Raw genomic sequence first — 16642 nt, 5'->3', positions numbered from 1 at the left:
AACTGCCATATCCCGGATGGACGTATGGTATTTTGCAATAAACATGAGGGAGCACTTTTTGTGTAATCCTCTCCGGGTGTGCTCTTGCACCCGAGTGACAGCCGTCTCCGCATGACATATTGATGCCTCGCCGTGGTAAGATACTTGACCTGTAACAATGAAATATACGCGCCCATGACCACATCCGAGGAAGTTGTCCAATATTTGCAGGATCATCCACAGTTTTTTGAGGAGAATCCTGATTTGATGGAATCTCTCCATTTCCCGCATCCATACGAAGGTCGCGCCATTTCAATTAATGAGCGGCAGGTGGCAATGTTGCGTGAGAAAAACAGGCTTTTGCAGAGCAGACTGCAAGAACTGGTAGATGTCGGTGAGAAAAACGATGTTATCGGCGAGAAAATGCATCGCCTGACAGTTGCGTTGCTGAGTTTCGATTCATTACCCGAAATGCTGCACGGACTACAGTACCATTTGTGCGAAGATTTCTCTATTCCGCACGTTGCGTTACGCTTATGGCAAATCGATGAACTGGGCACTCAGGCAGACCTTCCTTCTCCTGAATTCAATCAAACCAGCAGCAACATCCATATTCTCGCACAAGGTATGCCACACCCTTATTGCGGGCCAGAGATAGATGATGAAATCCGGCAATGGTTTGAGATGGATGCAGAATATCTGCAATCCTTTGCTCTTATCCCATTAAAGAAGCAATCCGGTTTCGGCTTGTTGGTGATGGCCAGCCCGGAAGTAGAACGTTTTTTTCCCGACATGGGCACGCTTTATCTGGAACGCCTGGGAGATATGGTCAGCAGTTCCATTACGCGACTGATACAGCAGGCTCCTGGAGCCACCACGTGTGAATCCACTTCATGACAAGCAGGATCTTCCTGCCTTACCATCGCTGCTTGGCGAATATCTGACTTATCTGTCCAGCACGCGTAGCCTTTCTGTTCAAACACAGCATCATTACCGGCGCGACCTGATAGCATTGGTACGCTGTACTATCGCTCAACACGAAAACGGAAACAACAAGATTTCTGATATTTCGCTGACCCGGTTGCACTCGCATGATATCCGCCATTTCATCGCACGCTTACATAGTAGCGGCCTTTCCGGCAGAAGCCTGGCACGTATGCTGTCCGCTTGGCGCGGATTTTATCGTTATCTGATCCGTCACCATCACCATAACGGGAACCCCTGCCTGGATGTGCGTGTGCCAAAATCTCCACATAAACTGCCGCATGCGCTTTCGCCAGATGAAGCCGCACAACTGCTGACATTCAACCCTTCTTCTAATGATATGCTGGCAACACGCGATCTCGCCATATTCGAGCTGTTCTATTCATCTGGATTACGTCTGACTGAGCTAACACAACTCCAACCAACTGATATTGATTTCACTGGGGGCACAGTGCGCGTTACGGGTAAAGGCAATAAAACCCGTATCGTGCCAGTTGGCGAGCTGGCGCTACGCGCACTACAGGCCTGGCTACCGCTGCGCAGTGCGTGGCTGATACCGGGTGAGACGGCATTATTTTTATCACAGCGCGGGCGTCGCATCCACCCGCGCACAATTGCTTACCGTCTGCATCAGCGTGCCCAATTGCAAAACCTTGATAGCCGGGTACATCCGCACACACTGCGCCATTCATTTGCTTCTCATTTGTTGCAATCCAGCGGCGATCTGCGTGCAGTTCAGGAAATGCTCGGGCATAGCAGTATCCGCAGTACGCAGGTCTACACTCACCTGGATTTTCAGCATTTAGCAAAAATCTACGACCAGGCACATCCGCGCGCCAGAAAAAAACCAAAAACAGATTAGATCTTGCAGGATACTTGAGGATATGGGAGAACCGGATACAGAAGAATCAGGAGTTATTCCCGAGAGCTGACCAGTTTCTTCGGGTGACACGTGCTTCTGAAAACAGTTTTTCTAGCGCTTCACTGTCATGATCGGTCAGTATTTGCTGCAGTTTAGATAGCTCCAATTGATAGGCTTCAATTTGTGCAAGTAATGCTATACGGTTATCGAGGCAGATATCCCGCCACATTTCCGGGGAACTGGCAGCAATGCGAGTCATACCGTTCAGGCTGCTGCCTGCGAGACGTAAAAGCTCTAGTGGACTTCCCTCACTCAAGGTAAGACTCTGGGTCTGGATATGCTGCATCAACGAAAATGCCAGCATGTGCGGAAGATGGCTGATAGCAGCAAGTATCTGGTCATGCTGTTCTGGTTGCATAGATGAAACCCGGGCCCCACAGTACCGCCAGAGGGCGGTAACGTAATCAATAGCCTGTTGATCGTTCTCCTGTAATGGCGTCAGAATCACGGGTTTATTCTGAAAAAGATCAGGGGAAGCAGCTACCGCACCACTGAGTTCGGTTCCGGCAATCGGGTGGGCAGGAATAAAATAGCTGATATGTTTACCCAAGTACGCGCGAGCAGCATCAACCACACTCTGCTTGGTACTGCCAACATCGGAGACGATAGTGCGAGCTTCTAAATAAGGCGCTATCTGCTGCAAAATACGAGCAGCCTGTTTTACAGGAACTGCGAGTAATACAAAATCTGCACCAGATAGTGCGGCAGCAAAATCGCCAATTTGTTCGTCAATGATGCCCAGCTCAAGGGCGCACTGCATGTTTTCAGGGCTGCGCCCGATTCCGGTGATATGTTTAACCAGGCCGGCCCGACGCAACGCTTGCGCAAATGAACCACCAATTAATCCCACACCGATAATAACCAGTTTTGAGATGCTGGATGAAGCCATGATCGGTGTGTATGGGTTGGTGGGTGATTAGTCGGATTCTTTCAACGCTTGTTCCAGCGCATACAGGAATCTCTTGTTTTCTTCCTCAATCCCGATAGTCACCCGCAAATGATTGGGCATGCCGTAATTACCCAATGGACGCACAATGACCCCTTGCTGCAACAGACTTTTATAAATTTTCAGGGTATCGGCCTGATGACCGTCAATCTGGATACTGACAAAATTACCAAAAGAAGGGATAAAGCCGACACCCAGTCGATCCAAACCAGCGATCATCCGCTGCATACCGGTCCGGTTTGTCATGTAGGAAAGTTTGACAAATTCAACATCGTCGAGTGCTGCCTGAGCAGCCGCCAAACCAATGCTGTTGACATTGAAAGGCTGTCGGATACGGTTCATCAGATTGGCAATATCAGCATGCGCCAGTGCAAAACCAACACGTACGCTGGCCAGACCATAAGCCTTGGAGAAAGTATGCGTGATAACCAGATTCTGGAAATTTTTCAACCATGCGACACTGTTGGTCTTGTTCGCTTCTGGCAGATATTCATCATAAGCTTGATCCAGAATAACAAGTACATCCGGCGAAACACGTTCTATAAAACGCAATAGATCTCTGGCATCGCACAAGGTGCCGGTCGGATTATTAGGATTCGCAATAAATATGATGCGTGTTTCTGGTGTAATAGCATCCAGCATGGCTTCCAGGTCGTGCCCATAATTTCTGGCAGGAACAGTAATGCCTCTGGCACCTGCTGCCTGAACCAAGAGCGGATATATGGCAAAAGCATACTGGGAATAAATTGCACTTGTACCGGGCCGCAGAAAGATGCGGGAAGCAAGCTCAAGTACATCATTGGAGCCGTTGCCCAGCACGATTTGCTCGGCAGATACACCCAGACGATCAGATAAAGCCACTTTTAGTTCAAAACCACTCCCATCTGGATACCGTGCAGACTCACTAAGCGCCTGAATCATCGCTTCTCTTGCCAACGGACTGGTTCCCAATGGATTCTCGTTGGAAGCCAGTTTAATGACTTCATTTTTATCCAGACCAAGGTCTCTGACCAGTTCCGATATCGGTTTACCCGGCTGATAGGGTTGGATTGCCCGGATATATTCCGGTGCCAGTTCAAAAAGGTTCATAACATTCAGGAATTAATTAATTTACGCTGCAGGATAAGAGCCGAAAACCTTCAGAAAGGTTGCATTGTCGCGCAGCATCTGAAGTGCCCTGGCTACGTTTTCATCTTCCTGATGCCCTTCAATATCCGTAAAGAAAACATATTCCCACAGACTGGCGCGTGAAGGGCGCGATTCCAGACGCGTCATACTGACACAATGTTGTGCAAAGGGCGCCAGAAGCTCATGGACTGAACCAGGTCGATTATGCGTGGCCATGGCCAGTGAGGTTTTATCTTTTCCGGAGGGCGCCACTTCCTGCATACCTACCACCAGAAATCGTGTCGTATTATTCGGACTATCCTCGATATTGGTGGCACAGATCTTCAGTCCGAATACTTCAGCAGCTTTCTTCCCGGCAATCGCAGCGGCGCTGCTATCTGCTGCAACCTGACGGGCAGCATCTGCATTGCTGGCAGCATTGATACGATCAGCGGCAGTCAGATTTTCATTGAGCCATGCCTGACATTGTGCAAATGATTGCGGATGTGAATAAACTCTTCGAATAGAAGCCAGATCGGCGTGCTGTGCCATCAGGCACTGATGGATGGGCAGCTGAAGTTCGCCACATATCTTCAAGGGCGTCAGTAACAACAAGTCCATTGTTCTGCCGACTGCCCCCTCAGTCGAATTTTCGACTGGTACAACACCGTAATTAGCTGCACCGGATTCAACCTTGCGAAAAATATCGTCAATTGAACTGCAGGGTATTGAGGTAACCGCGCTGCCAAAACGTTTGGTCACTGCTTCTTCCGAGAATGTACCCTGTGGCCCAAGATAAGCAACAACTAAAGGCTCTTCCAGTGCACGACAGATTGATATGACTTCGGTAAACAAATGCACGATATGCTCATCTCGTAATGGCCCCGAATTTGCTTGCTGCAAACGAGAAAAGATTTGTGACTCACGCTCAGGGCGATAAGCCGTGCCGGATTTCTGTCGACCAATCTGTTGCGCAAGCCGTGCACGGGTATTAATCAATCGGAGCAATTCATCGTCGATTGCATCGATTTCATTGCGCAGTTGTGTAAGCTGTTCCGTCATCAATAGGGATTTAATAAGATTGCGGCTGGATTTTCTGCTTTACACTCGTTCAGGCTCGGAAGGTACTGAAACAGGCAGATAACGAACCATTAACACACCCGTAATCTGGGCAATTGCATTAATGATTTCCGGCGGAACAGCCCTGTCAGTATCGACCAGTGTATAAGCCATTTCCCCACGGGATTTATTGATCATATTATGAATATTTAGGCCGATATCCGCCATGCGGGTTGATATTTGCCCCAGCAGATTAGGGACATTGGCATTAGCCACGGCAACCCGGAACGGAGTTCCACGCTCCATGACAACATCCGGAAAATTGACGGTATAACTGATATTACCGTGAGCTATATAATCCATGATCTGGTCAGCAATCATCATGGCGCAATTTTCCTCCGCTTCATGCGTAGAGGCGCCCAGGTGAGGTAAGGTGATAACTGCCGGTTGCTGCTTCAATTTCTGATCAGGAAAATCACAAACATAATTTTTGATAATTCCACTCTTGATACCAGCCAGTACAGCATCTTCATCAACGATGGCATTACGCGAAAAATTAAGCAGAATTGTATTTTTCTGCATATGAGATATCAGTGGGCCGTTGATCAGATGCCGAGTAGATTCATTAAGCGGCACATGTAATGAAATAAAATTGCTGCGGCGCACCAAATCTTCAATCTGATTAGCTCTTTGTACTTCTGCAGACAAGCTCCATGCTGAATCGATCGTGATTTTCGGGTCATAGCCCAACACCTTCATCCCGAGTTTGATTGCAGCATCCGCCACAGGTCGCCCGATCTTGCCAAGGCCAATAACACCCAATGTCCGCCCTGGCAGCTCCAGTCCGGAAAACTGTTTTTTACCTGCTTCAACCTGCAAATGAAAGGATTGATCATCTCCTTCCAGCGCTTCAACAAAACGCAAAGCCGGTATCAGATTACGTGATGCCATTAACATCCCTGCCAGCACGAGTTCCTTGACTGCATTAGCATTAGCCCCAGGTGTATTAAAAACTGGGATACCGCGTGCACTCATCTGGTTGACGGGAATATTGTTTGTTCCAGCACCGGCACGACCGATTGCAATCACACTTACGGGTATGTCCATATCGTGCATGTTATGGGAACGTACCAGTATCACATCAGGATCGGAAATATCACTACTGATCTGAAAAATATTGGCAGGTAAACGCTTGAGTCCGACCGAAGCAATCGAGTTTAGCGTAAGAACTTTGCAGATTTTCTGAATATCTTCAGACATGGTTTTTCTCAAATTCCCGCATGAATGTCGCCAGTGTCTGCACCCCTTCCAATGGCATGGCATTATAGATTGAAGCACGCATGCCACCGACTGATCGGTGCCCTTTCAACTGAAGCAATCCATGTGCCTGCGCCTGTTTCAGGAATACCTCATCAAGACCGGAATCACTTAGTGTGAATGGAATATTCATCCTCGATCGATCTGATCGGCTGACCGGACAATGGTAGAAACTACTAGCATCAATCAGATCATAGATCAGTTTAGCCTTGGCGATATTACGCTGTTCGATCGCAACCAATCCACCCTGTTTTTTTAACCATTCCATGACCAGCCCCATGATGTAAATGGCATAAGTGGGCGGTGTATTGTACATTGAGGCCTGATCCGCATGCGTTTTGTAGCGGTACATGGTGGGAGTCCGGGGAAGCGGCGGAATAGCCAGCAAATCTTCTCGGATAATCACGATCACCAGCCCGGCCGGGCCCACATTTTTCTGTGCTCCGGCGTAAATCAACCCGAATTTACTGACATCAAATGGCCGCGACAGGAAATTGGACGACATATCAGCGACCAAGGGAATATTGCCATTGCCACCAGGGGCCACAGATAAATCAGGCGTCCACTGGAATTCAACTCCACCGATCGTTTCGTTGGGCGTATAGTGCACATAGGCTGTATCAGATGAAATATGCCATTGTTCCAGCGGGGGAACGGAGTTGAAGCCATCTTGTTCCGATGATGCAGTGATATGAACAGAGCAGTATTGACCCGCCTCAGAGGCGGCTTTTTTTGACCATTGGCCGGTATGAACATAATCTGCTTGAGTATTTCCTTCAAGCAGATTCATCGGCACCACGGCAAACTGACTGGACGCCCCTCCCTGAAGAAAGAGTACTTTGTAGTTAGCGGGAATATTCGCCAACTCACGCAAATCGGATTCGGCTTTATCTACTATGGACATGAATTCTTTCCCGCGATGACTCATCTCCATGACCGACATGCCACTACCATGCCAGTCCAGCATTTCCTCGCGAGCCTGTTCCAATACTTCCTCCGGCAAAACAGCCGGTCCTGCACTGAAATTGTATATTTTCCTCATTGTGTCACCGGGTTGAATTAGTTCTCATCCGTTTCAACGATTCTTTCCAGTCCAGCAAGTTTCTCGCCGGCATCCAGATTAATCAGTATAACCCCCTGAGTTGCCCGGCCCATTTCACGAATTTCACTGACACGAGTACGAATCATGACACCTCCAGTGGTAATTAACATGATTTCATCATTGGGTTCAACGAGTTGCGCAGCGACAACTTTACCATTACGTTTATTGGTATTGATCGCGATCATACCCTGAGTACCTCGGTTATGCCGGGTATATTCAGTAATGGAGGTGCGTTTTCCATAACCATTCTCAGTTGCGGTCAATACTGTCATATTTTCACTATCTGCAACCAGCAGAGAGATAACTTTTTGTTCTGCCCCAAGCTTCATGCCCCTGACCCCGCGCGCATTACGTCCGGTCGGGCGCACATCATTTTCATCGAAACGCATTGCCTTGCCTGCATCAGAAAAAAGCATGACGTCATGCTTGCCTTCGGTAAGCGCAACACCAATCAGATAATCCCCTTCATCCAGAGCGACCGCAATGATCCCATTGGTCCGTGGCCGGGAAAACTCTGATAACGGTGTTTTCTTGACTGTACCACCAGCAGTTGCCATAAATACGTAGCGGGTATCATCAAATGACTTGACCGGCAGAACAGCATTGATCTTTTCATGCTGTTCCAATGGGACAAGGTTATTAATGGGCCTGCCGCGGGAAGTACGGCTGCCTTGCGGCACGTTGTATACCTTTATCCAGTAAACCCGCCCGAGGCTGGAGAAACACAGGATAAAATCATGGGTATTGGCAATAAACAGATTATCAATGAAATCATCCTCGCGAGTAGTAATCGCTTGCTTACCACGTCCTCCACGTTTCTGTGCCTGGTAATCGTCAAGCAACTGAGATTTAATGTAGCCTGCGTGTGACAGAGTCACTACCATATCAGTGGGTGTAATCAGATCTTCCGTACTTAAATCTTGTGCATCGATCACTACCTCACTGCGCCTGGGATCGCCGAACTGCCCTTTGATAGCCGTCAATTCTTCAATAATAATAGCAGTGATACGTTCTGAATTTGCCAACATATTGAGGAGGTCCCGAATTTTATCCAGTATCTCTTTATACTCGGAGACAATTTTTTCCTGCTCCAGTCCGGTAAGACGTTGCAACCTGAGATCAAGAATCGCCTGGGCTTGCGCATCGGATAAGCGATATTCCTGGTTTGACATCCCGAACCCGGTTGCCAGTGTTTCAGGACGAAATGCGGCTGCATCAATCATTGCACGGCGGAGCATTTCTTCAACTAGGGATGACCGCCATGTTCTGGCCATCAATCCTCTTTTAGCTTCAGCCGGAGTCGGGGCTGCCTTGATCAAGGCAATAATCTCATCGACGTTAGATAACGCGACTGCCAATCCTTCCAGTAAATGGCCACGTTCCCGCGCTTTCCTGAGTTCAAATACGGTGCGCCGTGTTATAACTTCGCGACGATGACGTAGGAAATAATCCAGCATCTGCTTCAGATTGAGCAAACGCGGCTGTCCATCGACCAGCGCCACCATATTTATGCCAAATGTATCCTGCATCTGCGTCTCTTTGTACAGATTGTTCAGGATAACCTCAGGTACCTCTCCACGCTTGAGTTCAATGACCACGCGCATACCGGATTTATCCGATTCATCGCGCAAATCTGAAATACCCTCTATCCTTTTATCTCTTACCAGCTCTCCGATACGTACCAATAGATTGGCCTTGTTCACCTGATAAGGTAATTCATCGATAATGATGCTGTGGCGATTTCCTTTATCGAGCTCTTCAAAATGCGTTCGGGCACGCATAATGACGCGCCCTCTTCCAGTCTGGTATCCATCCTTGATACCAGATATACCGTAAATGATGCCGGCAGTTGGAAAATCGGGGGCCGGAATACAAGCCATCAACCCAGCGATATCGATATCTGGATCACTTAGCAATAGCAAGCAAGCATCAATCACTTCGCTGATATTATGAGGCGGGATGTTGGTTGCCATACCCACCGCAATACCGGATGAACCATTAATCAGCAAGTTGGGTATTTTTGCCGGCAGAATCAATGGCTCCTGTTCGGAGCCATCATAGTTGGGGCCAAAATCAACAGTATTTTTATCCAGGTCGGCCAGCAACTCATGGGCAATACGCGACATTCTGATTTCGGTGTAGCGCATAGCTGCTGCATTATCGCCATCAATCGAGCCAAAATTACCCTGCCCGTCTATCAGCATGTAACGCAGAGAAAAAGGTTGTGCCATACGCACGATCGTGTCATAGACAGCTGTATCACCATGCGGGTGATACTTACCAATCACATCACCAACGATACGTGCAGATTTTTTATATGGCCGGTTCCAATCATTGGATAGTTCATGCATGGCGTAAAGCACACGCCGGTGTACCGGTTTCAACCCATCACGCACATCAGGCAAGGCTCGTCCTACGATAACGCTCATCGCATAATCGAGGTAAGAGCGCTTCATCTCATCCTCAAGACTGACGGGCAATGTTTCCTTTGCGAATTGTTCCATGTATAAACTACTTTAGTGGTGAAATATTCAGGTTATACCCATACGGGCGAAGCAACTGCTGCGCAAGAATTACTGATGGCTCTGCTCAATATAAGCAGTTTTTTGTTCCAGCATATCAATCAGGGCGGCGATACCATTTTTTTGCAACACGGCGTTGTATTCAGCCCGTTTCAAGGCCAGATCGCTAACTCCATCAACTACAATATTGATAATGCGCCAGCCTCCACTGGTCTTGTTCATCACATAATCAAAATTAACAGGATTACCATCGGTACGAATGAGTTGGCTGCGAACCAGTATCCGTCCTCGCGGAAGCTGTGTCCGTTCAACAATTTTGAACTGCTCGCCATCATACTGGCTAAACCGGTCTGCGTAGGTCGCAATGCTGTTTTCCTGAAATGCCTGGCTAATAGCCTGCTGCTGATCAGAGTTGAGTTTTGCCCAGTGCGCGCCCAGCACAGAACGGATAATTGCTGCAAGATCATGTGTCTGTTGAATGATGGGGGTAAGAAGCTTCAGGCGACCGCTATAGCCAATTTTCTGGCCCTGTTGCATAGCCTGGATCAAACCATTCTGCAGAGTAATCACCACCTCGGTACCATCGCTTTTAGATGACTCTGCCTGCAATCCAGCAGCAGTCATCACCAGCATGGCAACCACCAATAGCTTAAATACTCTGTTAGTTGTGTTCAGAAGCTTCATAGCGTCGATTTTTCCAGTGAGCCCGTATTCCTCGCCAGTATCTGAACGCAGATGTCCAGGTCATCAGCAGGTATAGCGTGCCAGTTACAGGCAATGCGACACCCCAGAGTAGCGAGCTTCGATAAAATCTGAGTACGGGTGTATAAACAATCAGCATGGCCAGCCAGGTAAGCACACTGCTGGCCACAAAAATCTTATCCGCATAAATAATCGCAGACAATGGCGCGCACCAGAACATACTGGTCATGATCAACGTACACAGAAACAGCAGCAACAATGAATAATGCAGTTGCGTAAATGCAGTACGGGCAACGGTGTTCCAGATGGCAGCGAGACTGTCATAGCCTCGATGACTTTGAACAGCATGACTAAGTCCGATCCAGGTTTTAAAACCGGCCTGTTTAACCAAAGCGGCCAGCGTACAGTCATCAATTAGCGCATTGTGAATACTGGTAAAAGCATTAATAGATTTCAGCACACTGGTTTTGACCAGAATGCACCCGCCCGCAGCAGCAGCCATACGGGACTCTGGTTTATTAGATAGCCTAAATGGATATAACAGTTTGAAGAAAAATATAAAAGCTGGCACCAGCAGGTGTTCGGAGAAACGCTTGACTGGCAGCTCAGCCATTAACGACACTAGCGATAAATTTTCCTGATGCGCCTTATTTAACAAAGCCTCCAAAATACCAGGTGACAAGCTGATATCTGCATCCAGCAACAAAGTATACTGCGTACGCACCTGCTGCAGCCCCTGATCCAACGCCCATAACTTTCCACTCCAGTTTTTAGGCGGGGTTGTACCAGAGATAATCTCTATCCCTGGTCTCTTCGCCAGGGTTGCAGTACGATCTTCCGATTGATCATCAATTACAATAATCCGCAAATCCTCACCTTGAGCTTGAAGCTTGCTCAGAGTCTGATCGATAAACTGTGCTTCATTACGTGCAGGAATCAGAACTGTGACATCGCTGAAGAACCGATTTACTTCTACACCAATTGAAGGTTCGAGCTGTTCCCGAATACTCCAGGCCCGCCACGGAGCCAGCAGGATAGCCCACCAGCAAAATACGCCTGCCAAAGTCATATACATTATCAATGTAATCATGACTTCCGATAAGCGGGAATACGACTTTTCTCAGGCCAGGAAAAAATATTAATTATCCGGACCGGACGAATGATCTGGTGCCGGCGCAATGGTCTTATGTTCAACAGTTACTGACACGGGAAAGGGTTTCCGTTTATTTGTATCATGCTGCGATCCATTGTTTGTTTGCAGCGGATCCAGCGCCATGGGTCCCTCTACACGCGGGCCGCGCATGCTGACTCGTAATGCCTTAAAAGGATGAGCAAAAGTATCGTTAATGGCAGTAGGCTCAAACCCGCAATGCGCCATGCAATTTGCACATTTAGGGTTATTCCCAACACCATACCGATCCCAATCGGTCTCTTCCATCAATTCCCGGAAGTTTGCTGCATAGCCTTCATCCACCAGCAGGTAACAAGGCCTTTGCCAACCAAATAAGTTGCGTGTGGGATTTCCCCACGGAGTACATTGGTAGTTTTGATTGCCGGCGAGAAAATCCAAGTACAGGCTGGAATGATTGAATCTCCAGGGGGTCTTGCGCTTTTTTCCAATCTGGAAAATCGAACGGAACAGCCGTTTGCTTACCGACCTTTGTAGAAACACATCCTGCCGTGGTGCGTGCTCATAGCTGAACCCAGGGGATACATTAATTCCTTCAACACCAAGTTCTGTTGCGGTATCAAAAAACGCGGCCACTTCCTCAGCTGTTTCGCTCTGAAACAAGGTGCAGTTGACAGTCACCCTAAAACCTCGCTGAAGCGCCTGCTCAATCACCGGAATAACCTTGTCATACACTCCCTCTCTACATACCGACGCATCATGCCGCTCCCGGTTTCCATCAAGATGAATGGAGAATGTCAGATAGGGAGAAGGCTGATAGTCGTCCATACGAGCGTCTAATAGCAGTGCATTGGTGCAAAGATATACGAATTTTTTACGTTGAATGATGCCTTGCACAATTTGCGGCATTTCCTTGTGGATAAGCGGCTCACCCCCTGCAATGGAAACAACTGGCGCTCCACATTCATCTACGGCATGCAAACACTCATCCACACTTAGACGACGACGTAACGTTTCTTCCGGGTAATCAATCTTGCCACAACCCGCACAAGCCAGGTTACACTGAAATAACGGCTCAAGCATCAGCACCAGCGGATACCGCTTATTACCCCGGAGTTTTTGTTTCAGTATATAACTGCCTACCCGGTATTGCTGCAAAAGAGGAACACTCATTATTAAATTTTCTCCATTTTTTTATACCAGCCAATGTCTTGATTTTTTGCCCGTTAAGAATCTTGTGCAACCATCCAGTCTTTCCGGATAGAAGAATATTATCTCCATCAAGCTGACGCCAAGAAAAATCCAAGAGTTGCCGGATCAGGATACGTTGACACCATCTTTATCCATTCAAAAAACGCAACCCCAAGCATATCCTCATAAAACCATGAATGGCGGAAGAGGTGGGATTCGAACCCACGAACAGTTTCCTGTTGCTGGTTTTCAAGACCAGTGCCTTCAACCACTCGGCCACTCTTCCCTGGATGACAGACTGCAGAAATTAGGAAGCGGGATAATACCCTCCAATTAATTATTTTACCACGACCTTCATCTTAAAATCCGGCTGACAACCAGGAAGCCCAAGAGAAATTGCATCCTGTATTGTGAACTGACCAGTCTTAAGAGATAATGGCCTCTTTTGCCGGTTTTTGTTGGTCATCATGTGGTGCATCACATTGCGGGCGGCAGTTTCAGTTTTTGAATAATCGAGGACGAGAGCAAATGAAGGAAGCATTCAACGACTTTGGTGCACCAGTATTCAATAATTTGACCAGTGCAATTCGCGCATTGGCCATGGATGCAGTCCAGAAAGCCAATTCCGGTCACCCGGGCATGCCAATGGGTATGGCAGAAATTGCAGAAGTGTTATGGATTCACCACATGCGCCACAATCCGGCAAACCCCGAGTGGGCAGACCGTGATCGTTTTGTATTATCAAACGGGCATGGCTCCATGCTGATATATGCGCTGCTCCACCTCACTGGTTATGATCTGTCCATTGAAGATATAAAAAATTTCCGGCAGCTTCATTCAAAAACTCCCGGACATCCTGAGTATGGTTATACCCCAGGCGTTGAAACTACAACAGGGCCGCTGGGGCAAGGCCTTACCAATGCTGTCGGTATGGCACTGGCCGAAAAAATTCTGGCGGAAGAATTCAACCGGCCTTATTTCCCGATCATGGATCATCACACCTATGTATTTCTGGGGGACGGTTGCCTGATGGAAGGCATTTCACATGAGGCTTGTTCGCTGGCAGGAACACTGCAATTAGGCAAGCTAATTTGCTTTTACGATGATAACGGCATCTCAATTGACGGGCATGTCGAAGGATGGTTTACAGACAACACTCCGAAACGTTTCGAATCTTATGGCTGGCATGTTGTTCCAAATGTTAATGGGCACGACCCCGTGGCAATACAAGCAGCCATTGAAACAGCCAAGAAAGTACAGGACAAGCCCACACTGATCTGCTGTAAAACAGTAATCGGGATGGGTTCACCCAATAAGGCCAACACCAGCTCCATTCACGGAGCGGCACTCGGAAAAGATGAAATTGCTGCTGCCCGTCCTCATATTGGCTGGAATTATCTGCCGTTTGAAATTCCACAAGAAGTTTATGATGCATGGGATGCCCGTACCAAAGGCCAGGCGTTGGAGTCCGCCTGGAACACCATGTTCGCGGAATACAGCAAAAAATACCCTGCCGAAGCTGTCGAATTTACTCGCAGAATGGCCGGTGAGTTACCTATCAAATGGGTTGATCATGTTGAGGGAATTATCAGTCAGATTAACGCCAGAGAAGAAAGTATCGCTACCAGAAAAGCATCACAAAATTCAATTGAGGCGCTAGCGCCGGTACTGCCCGAGCTGATCGGTGGATCAGCCGATCTCACTGGCTCCAATCTCACCATGTGGTCAGGATCCAAAGTAACCAGCGGCAATACTACTGGAAATTATATTCACTACGGTGTACGGGAATTCGGTATGAGTGCAATCATGAACGGCCTGTCACTGCATGGCGGAATTATCCCCTACGGTGGAACCTTCCTGATGTTTTCAGAATATGCCAGAAATGCCTTACGTATGGCAGCATTAATGAAAATTCGCAATATTTTTGTATTTACCCATGATTCAATCGGGCTGGGTGAGGATGGACCAACTCATCAACCGGTTGAACAAACCGCCACATTACGCATGGCCCCCAATATGGATGTATGGCGCCCATGTGATACAGTTGAATCTATCGTTTCATGGGTGGCTGCTATAGAACGCAGAGAAGGCCCCACGTCTCTCATATTCAGCCGCCAGAATCTGCCTTTCCAGAAACGAGATGCAGCAACGATCAGCCTGATTAAGAAAGGAGGATACATTCTTTCTGAAGCAGCAAATGGAAACCCGCGAGTAATTATCATAGCAACTGGCTCAGAAGTTGGACTTGCAATGGGCGCACAGAAGGTTCTAGCTGAAAACGGTGTTGCAGTACGTGTTGTATCAATGCCCTGTACCAATATTTTTGATAAACAGGATCTGGCGTACCGGGATAGTGTCTTGCCAAAGGGAATTAGACGCGTGGCTGTAGAGGCCGGTGTAACCGATTTCTGGCGTAAATACGTCGGACTTGAAGGAGAAGTGGTTGGAATCGATAAATTCGGTGAATCAGCTCCTGCAGAAGAATTATTCGAATATTTTGGCTTTACTGTTGAAAATGTCGTAAACGCGGTAAAAAGAATTATATAAACGCGGAAAGTTCTTTTCTTGTCTGCAAAACAGGTTTTTAGTAAAAAATACGGAGATAAAGGGATGGCAATTAGAGTTGGCATTAATGGTTTTGGTCGTATCGGACGGATGGTTTTTCGTGCTTCTATAGAAGAGTTTGATGACATAGAAGTTGTCGCAATCAACGATTTACTGGAACCGGATTATCTCGCCTATATGTTATTACATGATTCCGTTCATGGTCGTTTCAAAGGAGATGTATCTGTTGACGGTAATAATTTGATAGTTAATGGCAAGAAAATTCGCTTAACTGCCACCAAGGATCCAGAAGAACTGAACTGGGGTGAAGTCAAGGTTGATGTCGTGGTGGAATCCACCGGATTGTTCCTGACCAAAGAACTCTGTGAAAAACATATCAAGGCAGGCGCTCCTAAAGTCGTCATGACTGCGCCATCCAAGGATGATACGCCAATGTATGTTTATGGTGTCAACGATAAAACATATCAGGGTGAAGCAATCATTTCCAATGCATCATGTACTACCAACTGCCTGGCCCCGATCGCAAAAGTATTGAATGATACTTGGGGTATCAAGCGTGGTTTGATGACGACTGTTCATGCTGCCACGGCAACACAAAAAACAGTTGATGGCCCTTCCAATAAAGATTGGCGTGGTGGACGCGGAATTCTCGAAAATATTATTCCTTCCTCTACGGGCGCAGCCAAAGCAGTTGGTGTGGTTATTCCTGAATTAAATAAGAAGTTAACCGGCATGGCCTTTCGCGTACCCACTTCTGACGTCTCGGTTGTAGATTTAACAGTGGAACTGGAAAAAGATGCATCTTACGACGAAATTCGTAAGGCAATGAAAACAGCTTCTGAAGGCTCCATGAAAGGTGTATTAGGCTACACTGATCAAAAAGTGGTTTCCACTGATTTTCGTGGAGAAACCCATACATCAGTGTTTGATGCAGAAGCCGGCATTCAGCTGGATAAGAATTTTGTGAAAGTTGTTGCCTGGTATGACAACGAATGGGGTTATTCCTGCAAGGTACTGGAAATGGTACGAGTTATCGCTGGCCGTAATAATTAAAGCTAAAGATATATTTTTCATGGAATAAACCACTGAGGTTGGTTGTTTATTTCTTACCCTGGAA

The 16642-nt window shown here is 47.4% G+C and carries 13 protein-coding genes and 1 tRNA gene; 4 read left to right on the top strand and 10 right to left on the bottom strand.

All coding sequences use genetic code 11. The features are described 5' to 3' along the window. The first annotated feature begins 174 nt into the window (after positions 1 to 174). Positions 175 to 876, top strand: coding sequence for a DUF484 family protein (locus C8R14_RS02560; RefSeq protein WP_011634616.1), 702 nt, complete (start codon positions 175 to 177; stop codon positions 874 to 876). Then, a complete protein-coding gene (gene xerC / locus C8R14_RS02555; RefSeq protein WP_011634617.1) occupies positions 860 to 1825 on the top strand; it encodes a tyrosine recombinase XerC in 966 nt (321 codons plus the stop codon). The genes C8R14_RS02560 and xerC overlap by 17 nt, the downstream gene beginning before the upstream one ends. Positions 1826 to 1871: 46 nt before the next feature. Here xerC and C8R14_RS02550 read toward each other — a convergent pair whose 3' ends face one another. The 10 genes from C8R14_RS02550 to C8R14_RS02505 all read right to left on the bottom strand — a co-directional run bounded on the left by C8R14_RS02550 (position 1872) and on the right by C8R14_RS02505 (position 13246). Then, on the bottom strand, positions 1872 to 2774 hold the full coding sequence (locus C8R14_RS02550; protein ID WP_011634618.1) for a prephenate dehydrogenase: 903 nt from the start codon (positions 2772 to 2774) through the stop codon (positions 1872 to 1874). Between the two features lie 27 nt (positions 2775 to 2801). Then, positions 2802 to 3920, bottom strand: a complete 1119-nt coding sequence (gene hisC / locus C8R14_RS02545) for a histidinol-phosphate transaminase (RefSeq protein WP_011634619.1) — start codon at positions 3918 to 3920, stop codon at positions 2802 to 2804. 21 nt (positions 3921 to 3941) lie between these two features. Further along, positions 3942 to 5000, bottom strand: a complete 1059-nt coding sequence (pheA, locus tag C8R14_RS02540; protein ID WP_011634620.1) for a prephenate dehydratase — start codon at positions 4998 to 5000, stop codon at positions 3942 to 3944. A 39-nt stretch (positions 5001 to 5039) separates the two neighbouring features. Further along, the gene (locus tag C8R14_RS02535; RefSeq protein WP_011634621.1) at positions 5040 to 6257 is read right to left on the bottom strand and encodes a 3-phosphoglycerate dehydrogenase family protein; all 1218 of its coding nucleotides are present in this window, start codon (positions 6255 to 6257) and stop codon (positions 5040 to 5042) included. Then, complete coding sequence (gene serC, locus C8R14_RS02530; protein WP_011634622.1) at positions 6250 to 7356, bottom strand: 3-phosphoserine/phosphohydroxythreonine transaminase; 1107 nt, start codon at positions 7354 to 7356, stop codon at positions 6250 to 6252. Before serC ends, C8R14_RS02535 begins: the two co-directional genes overlap by 8 nt. A gap of 17 nt (positions 7357 to 7373) precedes the next feature. Beyond that, on the bottom strand, positions 7374 to 9920 hold the full coding sequence (gyrA, locus tag C8R14_RS02525) for a DNA gyrase subunit A (RefSeq protein WP_011634623.1): 2547 nt from the start codon (positions 9918 to 9920) through the stop codon (positions 7374 to 7376). Between the two features lie 69 nt (positions 9921 to 9989). Then, on the bottom strand, positions 9990 to 10622 hold the full coding sequence (locus C8R14_RS02520; RefSeq protein ID WP_242500157.1) for an ABC transporter substrate-binding protein: 633 nt from the start codon (positions 10620 to 10622) through the stop codon (positions 9990 to 9992). Next, entirely contained in the window at positions 10600 to 11730 is a 1131-nt protein-coding gene (locus C8R14_RS02515; RefSeq protein ID WP_011634625.1) for a glycosyltransferase, read from the bottom strand. The genes C8R14_RS02520 and C8R14_RS02515 overlap by 23 nt, the downstream gene beginning before the upstream one ends. A 48-nt stretch (positions 11731 to 11778) precedes the next feature. After that, on the bottom strand, positions 11779 to 12942 hold the full coding sequence (gene hpnH / locus C8R14_RS02510) for an adenosyl-hopene transferase HpnH (protein WP_011634626.1): 1164 nt from the start codon (positions 12940 to 12942) through the stop codon (positions 11779 to 11781). Between the two features lie 216 nt (positions 12943 to 13158). Further along, positions 13159 to 13246, bottom strand: a tRNA-Ser gene (locus tag C8R14_RS02505). Positions 13247 to 13488: 242 nt separating this feature from the next. Here C8R14_RS02505 and tkt point away from each other — a divergent pair. Both tkt and gap read left to right on the top strand, forming a co-directional pair. After that, complete coding sequence (tkt, locus tag C8R14_RS02500) at positions 13489 to 15507, top strand: transketolase (RefSeq protein WP_011634627.1); 2019 nt, start codon at positions 13489 to 13491, stop codon at positions 15505 to 15507. A 63-nt stretch (positions 15508 to 15570) separates the two neighbouring features. Further along, positions 15571 to 16578: a type I glyceraldehyde-3-phosphate dehydrogenase gene (gene gap / locus C8R14_RS02495; protein ID WP_011634628.1), complete on the top strand. Its 1008-nt coding sequence runs from the start codon at positions 15571 to 15573 to the stop codon at positions 16576 to 16578. The last annotated feature ends 64 nt before the right edge of the window (positions 16579 to 16642 follow it).

This window comes from Nitrosomonas eutropha, from assembly GCF_003201195.1.
In the GTDB taxonomy this organism is placed as follows: Bacteria; Pseudomonadota; Gammaproteobacteria; order Burkholderiales; family Nitrosomonadaceae; genus Nitrosomonas; species Nitrosomonas eutropha.
Note: the sequence above shows the minus strand (reverse complement) of the source record. Positions and strands in the feature narration are given on the sequence as shown.

Bases quoted from the DNA above. Each gene is read 5' to 3' on its own strand.
- C8R14_RS02520 (WP_242500157.1), bottom strand. From the start codon at position 10,622: ATGAAGCTTCTGAACACAACTAACAGAGTATTTAAGCTATTGGTGGTT.
- C8R14_RS02515 (WP_011634625.1), bottom strand. From the start codon at position 11,730: ATGATTACATTGATAATGTATATGACTTTGGCAGGCGTATTTTGCTGG.
- pheA (WP_011634620.1), bottom strand. From the start codon at position 5,000: ATGACGGAACAGCTTACACAACTGCGCAATGAAATCGATGCAATCGAC.
- C8R14_RS02560 (WP_011634616.1), top strand. From the start codon at position 175: ATGACCACATCCGAGGAAGTTGTCCAATATTTGCAGGATCATCCACAG.
- C8R14_RS02535 (WP_011634621.1), bottom strand. From the start codon at position 6,257: ATGTCTGAAGATATTCAGAAAATCTGCAAAGTTCTTACGCTAAACTCG.
- tkt (WP_011634627.1), top strand. From the start codon at position 13,489: ATGAAGGAAGCATTCAACGACTTTGGTGCACCAGTATTCAATAATTTG.
- gap (WP_011634628.1), top strand. From the start codon at position 15,571: ATGGCAATTAGAGTTGGCATTAATGGTTTTGGTCGTATCGGACGGATG.
- hisC (WP_011634619.1), bottom strand. From the start codon at position 3,920: ATGAACCTTTTTGAACTGGCACCGGAATATATCCGGGCAATCCAACCC.
- hpnH (WP_011634626.1), bottom strand. From the start codon at position 12,942: ATGAGTGTTCCTCTTTTGCAGCAATACCGGGTAGGCAGTTATATACTG.
- gyrA (WP_011634623.1), bottom strand. From the start codon at position 9,920: ATGGAACAATTCGCAAAGGAAACATTGCCCGTCAGTCTTGAGGATGAG.
- serC (WP_011634622.1), bottom strand. From the start codon at position 7,356: ATGAGGAAAATATACAATTTCAGTGCAGGACCGGCTGTTTTGCCGGAG.
- C8R14_RS02550 (WP_011634618.1), bottom strand. From the start codon at position 2,774: ATGGCTTCATCCAGCATCTCAAAACTGGTTATTATCGGTGTGGGATTA.